Here is a 16,174-nt window from a genome sequence, read left to right on the forward strand (position 1 = left end):
TTGCTGTATATTTTAGTTGTATATTTTATTATACAGCGATATTAACTTGGGTTTATGACTATGAAAGCTTTATTACAACACTGTTTACTAGGTATTGGCTTACTCTCCCTCTCTTCTTTCTCTTATGCAGATAGACAAATCGTAGACCAAATTGGTCGCACTGTTACCATTCCAGACAAAGTAGAAAGAACGGTGGTTTTACAACACCAAACTTTGAACTTATTAGTTCAACTAGATGCCACAGATAAAATTGTTGGTGTGATGTCCAATTGGAAGCAACAACTTGGCGATGGATATGCACAACTAGCACCATCTCTAGAAAAAACACCTAAAGTCGGCGATCTCACCAGTTTTGATGCTGAAAGCTTAGTCAAGCTGCAACCTCAAGTCGTTTTTGTTACTAATTATGCCCCTAAAGAGATGATTGATAAGATCTCTGCTCTTGGTATTCCTGTTGTGGCGATTTCATTACGTAAAGAAGTTAATGATGATAAATCAACACTGAATCCAACATTACAAAATGAAGAGCAAGCCTATAACGAAGGGTTAAAAGAAGGTATTTTGCTGATTGGTGATATCGTCAATAAATCAGAAAATGCACAAGCATTAGTTAACGATACCTTTAAACAACGTGAACAAGTTAGTCAGCGCTTACAAAATGTTCCTAAAGAGCAACGAGTGCGGGCTTATATGGCGAATCCAGACTTAACAACATATGGCTCAGGAAAATATACTGGGTTAATGATGGAACATGCAGGTGCATTTAATGTCGCCGCATCAACCGTTAAAGGTTATAAGCAAGTCTCGCTAGAACAAGTTATTGCATGGGATCCAGAAGTCATTTTTATTCAAGACAGATATCCTCAAGTTGTCGATGAAATCAAACAAGATGCACGTTGGCAAGTCATTAGCGCTGTTAAAAATAACCGAATTTACTTAATGCCTGAGTATGCGAAAGCATGGGGATACCCAATGCCTGAAGCTATGGCAATAGGTGAATTGTGGATGGCAAAAAAAATATATCCTGAAAAATTTAGCGATATCGATATGCAAAAAGCAGCTAATGATTGGTATAAAAAATTCTATCGTACTCAGTATCAAGGAAAAGAGTAGGATATAACACCATGACATTTTCCCTTTTTGCAGCAGGTAGTTTAAAAACTACACTACCTGCTTTTATTGAGCATCATCAGCAAAAAACAGGCGAGAAGTGGACACTTACATTTGGACCTGCCGGGCTTTTGCGCCAACGTATTGAACAAGGGGAAACCTGTCATTTGTTTCTTTCTGCTGATGAAAATAATGCAAAGCAATTAATTGATAAAGGTTTTGCACTACAATATGCTCCTTTTATTGCCAATCAGCTTTGTATTACAGCTCGTCGTAATGATGTAAATGAAGAAGATAACTGGCTTAGCGTATTATCAAATACTGCATTAAAATTAGGGATATCCACACCAAAAACAGATCCCTCAGGGGATTATAGTTGGCAACTATTTGATAATATCGCGCAGATTGACCCAAAGTTAAGTCAGGCATTAAAAATACGAGCACTTTCTTTGGTTGGGGGTGAGCATTCACTTACTATTCCTCAAGGTAGAATGGCAGCACATTATTTAATTGCCACACACCAAGCAGACGCGTTTATTGGTTACCAGCATTACCAAACACAATTAAGCAAATTTCCTGAATTAAAGATCTTCGATATTCCAAAACCCTTTAATGTTATCGCGCACTATTGTGCGACGCTTATTCATTCTCAGGCTTATAGTTTATATCAGGAGATATTATCTCCTTATGCTAAGACGTATTTTATTAAATCTGGATTTTTACCGCTAAGTTCCCATCTTAGCGGTAAGTAACCTTATGTTATATCGGCTATTTTCTGGCATCATTTACAATGATAGCGTTAGCACCTGCGTTTGCTTCATCTAATGCATGTTTTATTGTATCAGCATGAGCAAGTACAACACCTAAACGGCGAGTGCCAGCAATTTCAGGTTTAGCAAAAAGGCGAATTTGGCGATCCGCCTTCAACGCTTTTTCAATACCAGAATAAACGATATTTGTACTATAAAGCTCAGGTAAAATAACAGCTGATGCACAAGGGCCTAATTGGCGAATACCACCAATGGGATAACCTAAAAAAGCACGGACATGAAGCGCGAACTCTGATAAGTCTTGAGAGATTAATGTTACGAGCCCTGTATCATGAGGACGAGGAGAGACTTCATTAAAGAATACCTCATCACCTTGAACAAATAACTCAACACCAAATAAGCCATAGCCCCCTAAGTTCTCAACCACTTTACTCGCAATATGTTCTGCTTTAGCAAGTGCGATATCACTCATTTTTTGAGGCTGCCACGAACTTCGGTAATCCCCTTTTTCTTGTCGATGACCAATAGGGGCACAAAAATGGATACCATCAACAGCATGAATAGTCAGCAAAGTGATCTCAAAATCAAACGGGATCATTTTTTCAACAATAACGCGTCCTTTTCCTGCTCTCCCTCCCTCTTGCGAGTAAGTCCAAGCCTGAGCCAAATCATTTTCATTACGAATAACACTTTGCCCTTTTCCGGATGAACTCATGACGGGTTTTACAATACAAGGGAAGCCTATTTCTAAAGCGGCTTTTTTAAAACTCACTTCATCATCAACAAATTGATAGTTTGACGTAGGTAAATGTAATGTTTCTGAGGCTAATCGACGGATCCCTTCTCTATCCATAGTCAGCTTTACCGCACGGGCGCAAGGAACAATGTTTTGCCCCGTCTGCTCTAATTCAACCAGTAATGTTGTTGCAATAGCTTCAATTTCTGGAACGATAAAATCAGGTCGCTCTTGTTCAATAACTTGCTTTAATGCATCACTATCAAGCATATTTACAACATGATGGCGATGAGCAACATGCATAGCAGGAGCATTCAGATAGCGATCAACAGCAATCACTTCAATGCCTAAGCGTTGGCATTCAATTGCGACTTCTTTGCCTAATTCACCAGCACCTAATAACATCACTTTTGTTGCATTTGCCGTAAGAGCCGTACCCAGCACAGTCATTTTTTATCCTCACCATTAATAAAAACCACAATCACGCAAACGATTGCTTTTCATATAGCATAACGGATTTAGCTTGATAGAAAAATAGCCAGACAAAAAAATAATCAAACAGGGAAATAATACAATTACACCGTTTGGCTGCGTTTTCCTTTTTGAATTTTTAGATAATTCAGGCGTTTTCGGATAAGAGCTAAGATACAGCATAAAAGCCCTAACCAAATTAGAGAGAAACTCACGCCTTTTACTTCATCAAAAACTTCATGGAATAAGAAAACAGCCAGTAAAAATTGAATAGTAGGCTCAATATATTGTGCTAATCCAATTACAGTTAATGTGGTTCGTTTGACGGCTGCGGTAAAAAACAACAACGGCAGTATAGTGACTGGTGCAGTGAGAATATAATAAAAACGAGTCAGATTATCCGCAGAAGGTAGTGCGCTTTTCTCTGTTAAAAACAACCAAATAGTGGCGCCAATGGCTAATGGCATTAACCAAAGTGTTTCCATAAATAAAGAGGTGATCACATCAAAACGAATAAACTTACGGATTAAGCCATATACAGCAAATGCGCCCCCCATCATGATAGCCAATACAGGTAATTCACCGTACATCCACAATTGATAGCCCACACCCGCACAAATTAAGGCAACAGCCCATTTTTCTGCTGAATTAAGCTTTTCTTTAAGAAATATCACACCTAATAAAATAGAGAAAAGCGGATTAATAAAATACCCCAAGCTCGCTTCTAATACTTGTTGATGTGTTAACGCATAAGTAAACGTACACCAAGAAACAGCCATAGCCATTGAACTAAACAGGCACATAAAAACAGAGCGCTTATCTTGTAAAACCGCGCGCCATCGTGTTCTATTTTTAATAAAAAGTCGTACGAGTAATAAAAGAGGGATAGACCAGATCAAACGCTGAGCCAACATCTCTAATGGTTGTGCTCCTGGTAACAGCCGATAAAACAGAGGGGTTATTCCCCAAAGAATATAAGAAAAAATGGCTAATACCGCGCCCGATTGAGCCCACATTTAATGTTCCATCAATAAAAGTCAATAAGATTTAATATCATACGCTTAAAACAGATAGAACAATATGATCAGCATCGCTGATTGATTGATCAAACACCAATATAGCCGAATAGACGAGATAAAAAAATCTCCATAAATAACCACTCCGAGAAAAGTAGTTATAAATGGAGAATAGGAAAATACCATTAAGGGAAAACCGTGGTAAAAACCACAACCAGAAAAATAGATGAGTTGTTAGAAAATCTCCCTAACATGCAAAGGTGGCTGTTGCTGAACAAAATCATGTAATTTTTTACGACTTGGTGCTGCAGCTATCGCCCCTTTTTGAGTGGTAGCTAAAGCACCACAAGCAGCTGCTTGCGTCACTATTTTTGATAGGTATTGTTCATCTTCAGCAAAACCATATTCAGCAAGCGCGGCTAACAAACCGGACATAAAGGCATCACCAGCACCTGTTGTATCAATGCATTCAACAGTAAAGGCACTAAATGCAACTTGAGTATTTGGTGTTAAAACTAAACAGCCTTTAGAGCCTTGAGTGATCACTTTTAAACGAGCGGGATAATTTTCTAATTTTTTAAGTGCATTATTCAATGTCACTTCTTGTGTCATCCACGTGAGCTCATCTTCTGATAATTTTAATATGTCTGCTTTATGCGCATAATTATCGATAATTTCACGCATTTCTTCATGATCACGCCACATTTGGGGTCGTAAATTAATATCAAAACTCAATAGTGAACCACTTTCTTTAATGCTTTTGATTGCACAATCTAAGGTCGAGCGACAAATAGGATTCACCAATGCTAAAGAGCAAAAATGCAAAATATCTTTTTCGAATGCAGGTAAAGATTTTTCTGTTAAAAATTGATCAGCAGACTCAGCAACTAAGAAAGTAAAATCACGCTCACCATTTTCTTGTAAAGAGACAAGAACAGTACTGGTACGGTGAAACTCATCAAATTCCATTGCATGAGTATCGACACCCAGATCAAACAGTGTTTTTTGCATAAAATGGCCAAACGCATCTTCACCTACACGCCCAATAAAACCACTTTGTTGACCAAGCCTGGCAACGCCAGCAGCAACATTGACTGGCGCACCACCAGCACATGCTTCATATTGCATGTTTTGCAATGGGATCAAGTCAACAACAGCGTCACCTAAAGACCAGACTTTCATAATCTCTCCTGAAGATAAGCAATTATTTTTCTTAACTATATTCTGTTTTTATGGTTATTCATAACGAATAAATAAAGATATTGCTCGTAAATCCACACTGATAACGTTAACATAACTAGGTAATATGATAAAGTCAATCTCATACATCGTATTTTTTCACTCAGAATGTTATCGTTAACAATAAGAGTAATAGTGTGATTACATCTGTTCTTTACCCTTTCTATGCTCTTAAAAACACACTAATAACTCTGATATATAATAAGGATAATGATATGAAACACCGCTTAGAACAATCAACAAAAGCCTTAAGTACTTTGATTGAAAAACGAGGCAATAAATTTTATCCCCAGTTTCATTTGGCTGCACCTGCGGGTTGGTTGAATGATCCTAATGGTCTTATTTATCATGATGGTTTATATCATGCCTTTTATCAGCATCATCCTTATTCTCAAGATTGGGGGCCAATGCATTGGGGGCATGCTACAAGTACAGATATGATCCACTGGCAACACCAACCTATTGCGTTAGCCCCAGGAGATGACTACGACAAAAGTGGTTGTTTCTCAGGATCAGCAATTAGTCATGAAGGCAAACTCTATCTTTTCTATACAGGACACAACTGGTTAGCAGACGAAGGTGATGATAGCCAAATCTATGAAGCGCAATGTGTTGCTATCAGTGAAGATGGCATTCATTTTGAGAAAAAAGGGATCGTTTTAGAACCCCCTAAAGGTTATATGCATTTTCGTGATCCTAAAGTTTGGTATCAAGAAGGCAAATGGTGGATGGTTGTCGGTGCTCGTGATGAAAAAGATCAAGGACAAGTTCTACTCTTCTCTAGTGACACCTTATTTGTGGAAGGTCAGCAGTGGAACAACGATTACACTGTTTTAGGAAAAACGGATGATAAAAATGTCTATATGTGGGAGTGCCCTGATTTCTTCCCTATTAGCCAAGAAAACGAATTTGCAATCGTCTTCTCACCACAAGGAAAACGAGCCGAAGGATATCAATATCGCAATCTCTTTCAATCAGGTGCGTTAATTGGCCAGTGGGCGCCAAACCAACTCTTTAAACCACAAGGGCATTTTATTGAACTTGATAATGGCCATGACTATTATGCGCCACAATCATTTATAACACCTGATGGCCGTCGCGTTTCTATGGGATGGATGGATATGTGGAATTCGCCCATGCCTTCAAAATCTGAATTTTGGTCTGGCTGTTTTACACTCCCTCGTGAAATCACTTTTGATAAATCCAAAAATCGCTTACGCATGATCCCCGTTAAAGAAGTCGAATCATTACGCCAAGAAAAACAGACTATCCAGCCATTAACACTCAGTAATCAATCCATAGAGCTAATCAATAATACTCCTGCGATCGAACTTGACTTAACATTATCTTTAGACAGCCACGCTGAAAAATTTGGCTTATGGCTAGGTGAAGGGCTTGAGCTCTTTGTTGATAATCAATCACACCGTTTAGTTCTTAATCGTCATTATCCTCAGCACAATATAAGTGGTGCTCGAAGTATTCCATTACCTGAAGGTTGTGAATTGAATTTACGCATTTTCATTGATCGCTCATCAATTGAAATCTTTGTAAACAAAGGTGAATTCACCTTTAGCAGCCGATATTATGATCAACAAGATATTCAAACTTTACGTCTTTTCGCCATTAATGGTGATGCAACACTGATTAATGGTGAATATTGGCAGTTAAATAGTATTTACTGATATTGATAAGATAAGTAAGACGTGAGTCTTTAAATAGACTCACGTTCAACTAATTGGCAAGGTACGTGTATCGTATCTCTATGTTTCCGTTCTTGAATGATATGCAACGTTGCTTCTTTACCTAATTCATAATGAGGCAATTGTACCGTTGTTAATGGTGGATAAAACAACTCTCCTGTACCAATCATATTGTCGTATCCCAAAACAGCCACTTGCTCTGGAATGCGTAACCCCATAGAAAGTAAAACTTGATACGCTAGAAATGCAATACGGTCATTACCACAAATGAGAATATCAAAATCTGCTTTTTGCTGAATACAATGCTTTTTCAATATTTCAATCACATCACGATAATGTTCATCTCCTAACATCATCGTATATTGTTGTAGATCCGCCAATGGTAGCCCAGCCTCTTGCCAAGCATCTTCAACAGCTTTACGACGAATAGGGCCTGCTACAGACTCTTCAGGTATATAGAAGCATAAAGGGCGGCGATACCCTTTTTCGATGACTTTTTTCATCGCAAAATACTGCCCATGATAATCATCAGGAATATAAGTTGGAAAAGCGCACGTTTTATCCAAGCAGTTTGCTAACACTAAATTCTTATCAAGCAACTTTTCATGCACAGTGATTTCACGCAACCCCATCGTGGTATAAATAATACCATCTGGACGTTGAGCCAAAAGTTGCCAAATGGCATTTTCATAACAATCTTGTGCAGTCAAATTGACAACAAATGAACTCCAGCCAAATTCTCTTGCAGTTTGTTCTATCGATAAAATCATTTCCACAGAAAATGGTGTCGTAGCGGTATCAATTGCCAGAACACCAATTGATGATACTTTTGTTCCTTGCCCACGAATTTTTCGTGCAGAATAATCTGGAACATAGTTAAGTTGATCAATCGCATTTTGGACTTGTTTCAGTGTTTCTGGTTTTAATAACTCAGGGTTATTAATCGCTCTTGAGACTGTCATCAAAGAAACGGATGCAAGTCGAGCTACATCTTTCAGTGACGCCATAGCATTGGCTCGATTGGTTTATTAAAAAGGATCAATAGAAATAAAGTGCTATTTTACAAGAAGTAAAGTCAAAAAGCCACAAAGGGAATTGTATTGTAACTAAATACGACTATTAATTTCCTCATAAAAAGACACCTAAATATATTATTTTTTTACTTATTAAATGAGTTTAATATAGTTAAAATCACTTACGAGAAAAAACTTAGTTACAATTAATAATAGTTATCTCCTTTCTTCATTATAGAAATAAATTATTCTTATCTATAAAATACAAATATTGAAACAAAACAAAGTTCTGATATTTTATCTATAATATAATACAGAAGTATTAATCATTTTTAATTTGATATATTCTGAATATGGCTCCGTTGCGTGAATGTCACCCTACACAAAAAAACTTATAAATTAGTCAAATTTCGTTACTCATTCACTTTTAGTGAAAGAGCAGAGTAAAACCAGGAGCAACATATGGAATCAATAATCCACTTAATCACTTTTGAAGATGACAGTACAAAAGTTCAACTTAAAGCAGTTCTTTCTTCTTTAGCTGCTAACGTGAAAACCTATTCAAATGAACAGGCTTTCTTGAAATACTATTTTTCATCAACAAAAGGAGCTCATAAAGAGTGCATCATAATTAATACAAAAAGCAGTGCGGCGCCATCAATCGCACTGATTAAAGAACTCAACAAATTGAAAAACATCATCCCTGTTATTATTATTTCAGGGGATAGTTCCATTGAGAGTTGCCGTAACGCATTTAAATCAGGGGCCTTTGAATATTTAACTCGCCCTCTAAATGTAAATGAACTTCTTAATATTGTCTCGGAATCTTTCTTACATTATGAAAGTGAAGTTGAGCAATTCCGAACATATATATCTCTAAAAGATAAATTTAGTAAGTTATCTAATAGAGAAAAAGAAGTTATGGAGATGATCCTTGAGGGAAATACGAGCAAAGAAGCAGCAGAAAAACTTTCTCTATCGCCTCGTACTGTTGAAGTACATCGTTCAAATATGTATACAAAATTGAAAATAAGATCACTACCACAATTAGTTCAAGAATATGATTTCTTTAAGAAATATGACTTAAGAGCAAGTTAATTTAAAACGTGATTTCTATTTATCAATGGGTTGTATTATCTAACGATATAACGATATGACCTGTTTAATTTCATTATATTTTATTAATGAGAGAAAGCTGTACTTCTAAAAATATTCTATTTTGGATGAATTACACCTAATATGGGAATAATTAATACGTTAAACACCATTCTACGATAGAAAGGGAGGCAACTTATTTTGATGCCACCCTTTCATTAGTGTTCGTTTAATCTCAATCAAAAACACTTGTATATATTATTTTCATAATCGCTATTATTAATAATTATTATGATTATTTTTTATTAACAATAGCAATATAAGAAAAGATGAAGCTCTTCATTTGATATAAATCATTTTTTACTTATTATAAAGATGAATATTCTCATTTTTAATTTCTCATTTTCTTTATTCTTATTTCACGAAGAAAATTATTAGCGATTAAAAAATAATACAAAAGAAATTCTTGTCTCTTTTTTTTATGCCCATTTATAGACTGTTTATGCGTTTTGATTTTTGATTTAAACAAAAAATTCTTTATAAGAATATTCTAATCGAAGTGTTTTAATTGCGATTATTTAAACAGTAAAATAAGAAATAATAATAAGTATTTCCCTTTATACTCCCTTTTACTTAAGAAATTTATTCTCTTTATAGTTTAATTAATGTAATACATCATTTAACATCTCTACTTAATAACACTCAAATAAAGAGCGTCATAAAATGATCTTTTTATGTAAGTAAAATACACTAGCCAAGAATAAGTATTAACACCTAGAAAAGTAAATAATTATTAATGATTGATTTATAGTCTTAATATGAGCATAAAAAAAAGGAATCAATCGTTATAAAAAAAATATAAGATAAATTTATACGTTTATTCTTATTCTCACTTTGCACAAATGCCCTTATGCTATCCCCTCCTAACTCGCCTTTTACAAAGAAAAATGAACGCTCAAGATAAAAACCGTCGTCCTATAAAAGCAAGGCAAACAAACTGGGCCACAAAGTGCAGTCGCTATTTACAACAAAAAGGGGCAACCCCTAATGGTATTTCTGTGTTTAGCGTCGTATTTGCATTACTTGCAGGCTTATCACTCTTTTGTGCTCTCTTTTACACATCTGGATTATTACGCTCAATTTTATTGATCCTTGGAGCTATCATGATCCAAGGTCGCCTAATTTGTAATTTATTAGATGGTATGGTTGCCGTCGAAGGGGGCATGAAAAGCCCAGTAGGTGCTGTCTATAATGAATTACCTGACAGAATTGCCGATACTTTAATTATTTTGGGTGTCGGTTATGGGCTTTCTTCTGACTTTTCTATGGCCATTACATTAAGTTGGGTGGGCGCTTTTTTTGCGGTAATGACCGCTTATGTTCGTGTCTTAGGCGGTGCTTGTGGATTAGATCAACAATTTACAGGCCCAATGGCAAAACAACACCGAATGGCATTATTAACCTCTGTTGCCGTTATTGCTGCATTTATTCCTAGTCTTTGGGGAATATGGCTCTTTTTTATTTCATTATGGATTATTATTTTAGGTTCAACGCTGACCACAATTTTCAGAACCCGTCGAATTTTACGGGATTTAGCACAAGGTGCCTGATTAATGAAAAATGGAAAACTTGCTTTAGATGCAAAAGTGGTATCATCCGTCTTAGTCTCTATTTGTCGATTCTTAACAGGTATTCGCGCGAAACAAACCTCTCCTATTGCGAAAGATACGCCTTGTATTTATTACGCTAACCACTCTAGTCATCTTGATGGCTTAGTTATTTGGTCTTGTCTTTCACCCAATATTCGCCCTTATGTTCATCCGGTTGCCGCTGAAGATTATTGGAATAAAAACCGCTTACGCCGTTATTTATCTCGTCGTATCTTTAGAGCTATTCTTATCCCTCGTCATGCTGCCAAAATGAATTTTCCACAAGAAGAAAATTCTTGCGAAGAGATCGTAGAACAACCCACTAATGACTCGGCATCATCGACACCCAATAAAGTCAATGCACTTGCTCTGATGCAAGAAATTTTAGACCAAGGTGATTCTTTAATTATTTTTCCTGAGGGTACTCGAGGTAACGGCGAATCTATTCAAGATTTTAAAGCGGGTCTTTGGCATCTCTCTCGTAAAAATCCAAATGTGCAATTAGTCCCTATTTATCTGGAAAACTTAAATAGAGTCCTTCCTAAAGGTTCTCGCTTAGTTGTTCCTGTTATTTGCAGTGCGATTTTTGGTGCCCCTATTGGCTCCACTCATGAAAATGAAAGTAAACAAGAGTTTCTGGTAAGAGCGAAAAGTGCGTTAGAGGAGCTACACAATGGAACGTATTAATAATGAAGTCCTATGGATCTTTATCGGGCTCTTCTCTTTTTTAATTATTGCCAGCATTATTGGTGCTATTTTAGCAGCCATAAAAGGCCCAACCTCCACTATCACGAATCTTAATTCAAGGATCAACGCATGGTGGGTAATGTGTATTATCGCGGGTGTTGCCATAGGAATTGGGGCGATTGGATCTGTCGTCCTATTTACCATTATCTCATGGCTTGCATTACGCGAACTGATCACCTTAACCCCCACACATCGTGGCGATCATGAAGCGCTCTTCTGGTGCTTCTTCGTTATCTTACCTATCCAATACATTCTTGTTGGCGTGCAATGGTATAACTTAATGGCGGTATTTATCCCAGTTTACGCCTTCTTATTAATACCAACACGTATGGCACTTTCAGGTGATACTCGCCACTTCTTAGAACGTATGGCAAAAGTACAGTGGAGCGTGATGATAGCAATTTATTGCCTAAGTTATGCACCAGCACTTTTAATGTTACCAATAGAAGGTTTTGAAGGTCGTAATATCAATTTACTGCTCTTTTTAATGATAGTGGTGCAAGTTTCTGACGTACTTCAATATGTATTTGGTAAATTATTTGGCAAACATCCTATCGTACCTAAATTAAGCCCAAATAAAACAGTGGAAGGTTTTTTTGGTGGAATTATCTCTGCCAGCCTGATTGGCATGATGTTGTGGTGGGCAACTCCTTTCTCATGGTGGGCGGCATTTTTACTCTCTTTAGTAATTACATTGGCCGGTTTTGCTGGTGGTTTATGCATGTCAGCAATCAAAAGAGACAGTGGTGTAAAAGATTTTGGTACGATGATCGAAGGTCATGGTGGCATGATGGATAGAATGGATTCTCTCTGCTTTGCAGCGCCTATTTTCTTCCATGTTATTCGCTATTTTTATGTTTAGTTTTACTTTGTTTAATCAAATGTAAACTAGCCCGATGTAGGCTCAAATGCCGATATTAAAACCATCGGCATTTTTATACGCCCTATTTCGCTCATGCTAATTTAATATCACTAATTGACTATCATTATATAAATTAAACATTTGTTTTAATTTTAGATTAAAAATACAAAAGAACCATTTTACATATAAATCAAATAATTAAATAAAAACATAACGAATAAAGAGGTCTGATTTCTCTCCATTTTTATTTATAATGATAGCTTAGAAGGCTGCTATCTTTTACCCTAGCGCTCCTTTTTATTTTAGATCCTTTACAATTATGATCACTTGGCTACTTCTTGCTTTTTCTTTGTTATTTCTGGGTTTCAATCGTAAGCTTGCGTTTATTACATTGATATTTACAGCACTTAGCGCATTTATAACGGGTGTTATTACATGGCAAACCTTGCCAGTTATTTTTAGTATTCTCTTACTCGCATTCGCCTATTCTCGCTATAAAAAACAGCCTCTACTTAGAGCTATCATCATTCTCGCACTTGTCATTATTGCCAGTGGATTAACTTTTCACCTTATTCCTGGTTTTAACAATTTACGTTACCTTTCACATGCCATTATAGGTATGAAAAGCGCCCCTTTTTCTTTTTATTTCAATGCCGATAAAGCATTATTACCTTTTATTTTTCTGATTTTTATTCCTACACTTTTTGTCTGCGCGCCATTAAAAAAAGCAAATAAATTACATTGGGCAATGCTAATTATTGCCATTCCTGCATTATTATTGATCGCTGTAAAGCTAGGAGGATTGGCAATTGAATTGCACTTACCATCGTGGCTACCTGCATTTATTCTCGCGAATCTCTTTTTTGTATCACTTGCTGAAGAAGCATTATTTAGAGGTGTTATTCAGCAAACATTATCACGTTACCTTCCCCCTTATGTCGCGCTATTAATAGCAGCCATTATCTTTGGTTTAGCACATTCTGCAGGCGGATTACTGTTGATCATATTTGCTTCACTGGCAGGTATTATTTATGGATTAGCGTGGATGTGGAGTGGTCGACTTTGGGTTTCAACGCTATTTCACTTTGCACTTAACCTGACTCACCTTCTCTTCTTTACTTACCCATTTAAAATCGCGTGATCTCTATTTATCACCATTTAATACTGGTTTAATTTTTATTCTGATCTTCACTGCCTTTTACTGATATCTTAACTTCATCAGTAAAAGGATGAGTGAAACGTGAAAGCAATCACACAAATAGAATACAGATATTCTTATTTGCGCCCATCATCTGATGAAATTTTTGTTAGTATGCTTTATCGCTTATCTATAAATAATCAACACTTCATACGGCGAACAACAATAAGCCAAAAATAATAACATCCATTAACACGATAAGAAGTTGTCTTACTTTGCGGTATAGACCTCAGAAAAAATAGGTAAGCTTTGCTCTGTTTGCTTTTTTACTTTTTTTGCTTTTTTTAGTTCAGCGTTATCTGCTGATATTTTGCCTCTCTTATTACCAGGACAAAAAATATGTTAGACCAAGAAATGATCCGAACCTTTATACAGGTCGCCGATTGCCAAAGTTTTACCAAAGCAGCCGATGTGCTTCATAAAACATCAGCAGCAATTAGTTACCGTATCAAAACATTAGAAGAAAATATCGGCACCCAACTTTTTAATCGCACCACAAGAACCGTTACACTGACACCTGCGGGCGAATATCTATTAGAAAAATGTCGTCAATGGATTGTATGGTTAGAGTCAATGCCTGTGGAACTTCAGCAGATGAACGCGGGTGTCGAACATCAGGTCAACATTGTCATCAATAATCTGCTTTATGATCGCACCGCAGTTGCCAGTATGTTGGCTTGTCTTCATCAACGCTTTCCTTCTACCCAGTTTCATATCACTCGCCAAGTCTATATGGGTGTTTGGGATGCGCTTATTAACGAAGATTATCATTTTGCTATCGGCGTTACTGGCAATGAATCTCTTAAGAATAATATTAACATTTGTGCAATGGGCGAAATTCAATGGCAATTTGTTGTCGCGCCTAATCATCCTTTAGCCAATATCAGTGGTGTATTAAGTGATGACCAAATGCGTATTTATTCTGCTGTAAACGTCGAAGATACCTCTCGCCATCTTTCTAAACGTACAGCATGGCGTTTATCGGGTCAGCATGAGATCCGTGTGCCTGATTTACATACCAAATTAGCCTGTCACTTAAAAGGCGTAGGAATAGGATTTTTGCCATTAAGTTTATGCAAACCACTTATAGATAGCGGACAGTTAATTGCGAAAGAAGTGAAAAACCGTCGTCATAACTCCCCTCTTTCATTAGCATGGTGTGAAGATAAAAAAGGTGCTGTAGTGAGCTATTTAGTGGAGTTGTTTAAGCAAAATCATCCTAGTGTGCAATCGTTTTACGATCCTTTAAATTAAAAAGGCAAACCGAAGTTTGCCCTTTAACTGTTTATTCAGTGACTATCTGAATAGTGTGCTACGCTTTTGCTTCTTCATTATTGTTGTTGCTTTCTTTAATAAAGAGGCTTGCCACAATACCGATACAAATCAGAATAGCTGCAAAGTAGAAACCTGAGTCCATGCTACCTGTTTTGTCTGATAAGAAACCCGTTAATGTTGGAGCAAAAACAGAACCTAACATACCGATACAGTTATAAACACCAAACGATGTACCTAGTGCATGTCGCGGTGAGTTATCAGCAACTACAGCAACAAGGACTGGGTTTGTACTGATTTTACCTACAATACCGTAAAGGATCAGAGCACCAATTAACACAGGCATTGATTCTGACATTGGTACAGCAAGAATAGCGACTAATGACAGCGGTAACATGATCAGTAATACAGGTTTACGACGACCAATTTTATCTGAAACCCAGCTAAAAATAAGTGAACCAGGAATAGCAAACCATGGCATTAATGATGCGATAGTTGAAATTTGAGTTCCTGTAATTCCACGCTCAGTTTCTAAGTAGTACGGTAACCAAGTGACTAATACAAAGAAGCCATAGATTGAACAGAAGATAGTGACATATGCAAGGTTGATATTGCGATTGCCAAATAGATCTTTAAATGTCAGTTTAACTTTCTGTTTTGGAGCGCCACTTTCTGCCGCAGGTTGTGCTTTTGGCTTATCTTTGATGATCCATAACATCACCAAACCAATAATAATAATTGGCACACCAATGATATAGAACGGAGCACGCCAGCTCATTCCCATCTCACCGACAGAAATACTTGAAATGTAGTAACCAATAGACAGACCAAATGCCATACCACTATTGATAATCGCACTACCTAATGTAATACGATGCTTCGGTATTGCTTCTGAAGATAAGCCATACTGAGGGCCATAATAGAAGCCTTGGAATATCCCCACCATGACCCATGCAAACATAAAGGTCACGTAAGTTGGCATCATCCCCGCAATAATGGTAAATCCACCAAAGAGAACAACCCCTGTTACTAATACTTTTTTCTTACCTAAATAGTCACCTATCATTCCTGATGGAATATTAAGTGCAGTATATCCGATAAAGAAAATACTCATGATAGAACCGAGTTGAGCTTTAGTAAGATCAAACTCAGCACCAATATTGACCATTAAAGGGCCGACAATAGCGCGGCTACCATACAGTGCAATCCAACCAAAGAAGAAGATAATGGTCAGTTTGACCCAATAAGGGACTTTGCCTTTCTCATTCACTTGTGCATCGTTCATAATGACGCTCC

14 protein-coding genes are annotated in these 16,174 nt (G+C 36.8%); 9 read left to right on the plus strand and 5 right to left on the minus strand.

Going from position 1 to position 16,174, the window contains the following annotated elements; all coding sequences use genetic code 11:
* The first annotated feature begins 60 nt into the window (after window positions 1-60).
* Both GWJ01_RS00225 and GWJ01_RS00230 read left to right on the plus strand, forming a co-directional pair.
* Window positions 61-1,113: an ABC transporter substrate-binding protein gene (locus tag GWJ01_RS00225; protein WP_109395400.1), complete on the plus strand. Its 1,053-nt coding sequence runs from the start codon at window positions 61-63 to the stop codon at window positions 1,111-1,113.
* Window positions 1,114-1,124: 11 nt separating this feature from the next.
* Complete coding sequence (locus GWJ01_RS00230) at window positions 1,125-1,862, plus strand: substrate-binding domain-containing protein (protein ID WP_109395401.1); 738 nt, start codon at window positions 1,125-1,127, stop codon at window positions 1,860-1,862.
* A 16-nt stretch (window positions 1,863-1,878) separates the two neighbouring features.
* Here the strand turns inward: GWJ01_RS00230 and purT are convergent, their stop codons facing one another.
* The 3 genes from purT to GWJ01_RS00245 form a co-directional block, all read right to left on the minus strand.
* Complete coding sequence (gene purT, locus GWJ01_RS00235) at window positions 1,879-3,066, minus strand: formate-dependent phosphoribosylglycinamide formyltransferase (protein WP_109401413.1); 1,188 nt, start codon at window positions 3,064-3,066, stop codon at window positions 1,879-1,881.
* A 125-nt stretch (window positions 3,067-3,191) separates the two neighbouring features.
* Window positions 3,192-4,103, minus strand: a complete 912-nt coding sequence (gene rarD, locus GWJ01_RS00240; protein WP_161710559.1) for an EamA family transporter RarD — start codon at window positions 4,101-4,103, stop codon at window positions 3,192-3,194.
* Between the two features lie 234 nt (window positions 4,104-4,337).
* Window positions 4,338-5,285 (minus strand): aminoimidazole riboside kinase, encoded by a 948-nt coding sequence (locus tag GWJ01_RS00245; protein WP_109395404.1) that lies wholly within the window; start codon window positions 5,283-5,285, stop codon window positions 4,338-4,340.
* 272 nt (window positions 5,286-5,557) lie between these two features.
* Here GWJ01_RS00245 and GWJ01_RS00250 point away from each other — a divergent pair, with 272 nt between their 5' ends.
* Window positions 5,558-7,024, plus strand: a complete 1,467-nt coding sequence (locus GWJ01_RS00250; protein WP_109395405.1) for a glycoside hydrolase family 32 protein — start codon at window positions 5,558-5,560, stop codon at window positions 7,022-7,024.
* A gap of 29 nt (window positions 7,025-7,053) precedes the next feature.
* Here GWJ01_RS00250 and GWJ01_RS00255 read toward each other — a convergent pair whose 3' ends face one another.
* Complete coding sequence (locus tag GWJ01_RS00255; protein WP_109395406.1) at window positions 7,054-8,049, minus strand: LacI family DNA-binding transcriptional regulator; 996 nt, start codon at window positions 8,047-8,049, stop codon at window positions 7,054-7,056.
* Window positions 8,050-8,517: 468 nt separating this feature from the next.
* On the opposite strand from GWJ01_RS00255, the gene GWJ01_RS00260 reads away from it, so the two are divergent.
* The 6 genes from GWJ01_RS00260 (at window position 8,518) to allS (ending at window position 14,860) form a co-directional block, all read left to right on the plus strand.
* Window positions 8,518-9,153 (plus strand): response regulator transcription factor, encoded by a 636-nt coding sequence (locus tag GWJ01_RS00260; RefSeq protein ID WP_109395407.1) that lies wholly within the window; start codon window positions 8,518-8,520, stop codon window positions 9,151-9,153.
* A 944-nt stretch (window positions 9,154-10,097) separates the two neighbouring features.
* Window positions 10,098-10,760 (plus strand): CDP-alcohol phosphatidyltransferase family protein, encoded by a 663-nt coding sequence (locus GWJ01_RS00265; protein WP_161710560.1) that lies wholly within the window; start codon window positions 10,098-10,100, stop codon window positions 10,758-10,760.
* 3 nt (window positions 10,761-10,763) lie between these two features.
* Window positions 10,764-11,486, plus strand: coding sequence for a lysophospholipid acyltransferase family protein (locus tag GWJ01_RS00270; RefSeq protein WP_109395409.1), 723 nt, complete (start codon window positions 10,764-10,766; stop codon window positions 11,484-11,486).
* Window positions 11,473-12,408 carry a phosphatidate cytidylyltransferase gene (locus GWJ01_RS00275; protein WP_023582641.1) on the plus strand — a complete coding sequence of 312 codons (936 nt, stop codon included), beginning with the start codon at window positions 11,473-11,475 and terminating at the stop codon, window positions 12,406-12,408. Before GWJ01_RS00270 ends, GWJ01_RS00275 begins: the two co-directional genes overlap by 14 nt.
* Window positions 12,409-12,727: 319 nt before the next feature.
* On the plus strand, window positions 12,728-13,549 hold the full coding sequence (locus tag GWJ01_RS00280) for a CPBP family intramembrane glutamic endopeptidase (protein WP_109395410.1): 822 nt from the start codon (window positions 12,728-12,730) through the stop codon (window positions 13,547-13,549).
* Between the two features lie 396 nt (window positions 13,550-13,945).
* Window positions 13,946-14,860: an HTH-type transcriptional activator AllS gene (gene allS, locus GWJ01_RS00285; RefSeq protein WP_161710561.1), complete on the plus strand. Its 915-nt coding sequence runs from the start codon at window positions 13,946-13,948 to the stop codon at window positions 14,858-14,860.
* 58 nt (window positions 14,861-14,918) lie between these two features.
* On the opposite strand, the gene GWJ01_RS00290 is transcribed toward allS, so the two are convergent.
* Window positions 14,919-16,163 (minus strand): MFS transporter, encoded by a 1,245-nt coding sequence (locus GWJ01_RS00290; protein ID WP_109395411.1) that lies wholly within the window; start codon window positions 16,161-16,163, stop codon window positions 14,919-14,921.
* Between the last annotated feature and the right edge of the window lie 11 nt (window positions 16,164-16,174).

Source organism: Proteus sp. G2618 (assembly GCF_009915995.1).
Classification (GTDB): domain Bacteria; phylum Pseudomonadota; class Gammaproteobacteria; order Enterobacterales; family Enterobacteriaceae; genus Proteus; species Proteus terrae.

What these genes read in the sequence shown, in the direction of transcription:
- GWJ01_RS00245 (WP_109395404.1), bottom strand. Translation starts at nt 5,285, where the DNA reads ATGAAAGTCTGGTCTTTAGGTGACGCTGTTGTTGACTTGATCCCATTG.
- GWJ01_RS00230 (WP_109395401.1), top strand. Translation starts at nt 1,125, where the DNA reads ATGACATTTTCCCTTTTTGCAGCAGGTAGTTTAAAAACTACACTACCT.
- purT (WP_109401413.1), bottom strand. Translation starts at nt 3,066, where the DNA reads ATGACTGTGCTGGGTACGGCTCTTACGGCAAATGCAACAAAAGTGATG.
- GWJ01_RS00290 (WP_109395411.1), bottom strand. Translation starts at nt 16,163, where the DNA reads ATGAACGATGCACAAGTGAATGAGAAAGGCAAAGTCCCTTATTGGGTC.
- GWJ01_RS00270 (WP_109395409.1), top strand. Translation starts at nt 10,764, where the DNA reads ATGAAAAATGGAAAACTTGCTTTAGATGCAAAAGTGGTATCATCCGTC.
- GWJ01_RS00225 (WP_109395400.1), top strand. Translation starts at nt 61, where the DNA reads ATGAAAGCTTTATTACAACACTGTTTACTAGGTATTGGCTTACTCTCC.
- GWJ01_RS00250 (WP_109395405.1), top strand. Translation starts at nt 5,558, where the DNA reads ATGAAACACCGCTTAGAACAATCAACAAAAGCCTTAAGTACTTTGATT.
- GWJ01_RS00275 (WP_023582641.1), top strand. Translation starts at nt 11,473, where the DNA reads ATGGAACGTATTAATAATGAAGTCCTATGGATCTTTATCGGGCTCTTC.
- GWJ01_RS00260 (WP_109395407.1), top strand. Translation starts at nt 8,518, where the DNA reads ATGGAATCAATAATCCACTTAATCACTTTTGAAGATGACAGTACAAAA.
- GWJ01_RS00280 (WP_109395410.1), top strand. Translation starts at nt 12,728, where the DNA reads ATGATCACTTGGCTACTTCTTGCTTTTTCTTTGTTATTTCTGGGTTTC.
- allS (WP_161710561.1), top strand. Translation starts at nt 13,946, where the DNA reads ATGTTAGACCAAGAAATGATCCGAACCTTTATACAGGTCGCCGATTGC.
- GWJ01_RS00265 (WP_161710560.1), top strand. Translation starts at nt 10,098, where the DNA reads ATGAACGCTCAAGATAAAAACCGTCGTCCTATAAAAGCAAGGCAAACA.
- rarD (WP_161710559.1), bottom strand. Translation starts at nt 4,103, where the DNA reads ATGTGGGCTCAATCGGGCGCGGTATTAGCCATTTTTTCTTATATTCTT.
- GWJ01_RS00255 (WP_109395406.1), bottom strand. Translation starts at nt 8,049, where the DNA reads ATGGCGTCACTGAAAGATGTAGCTCGACTTGCATCCGTTTCTTTGATG.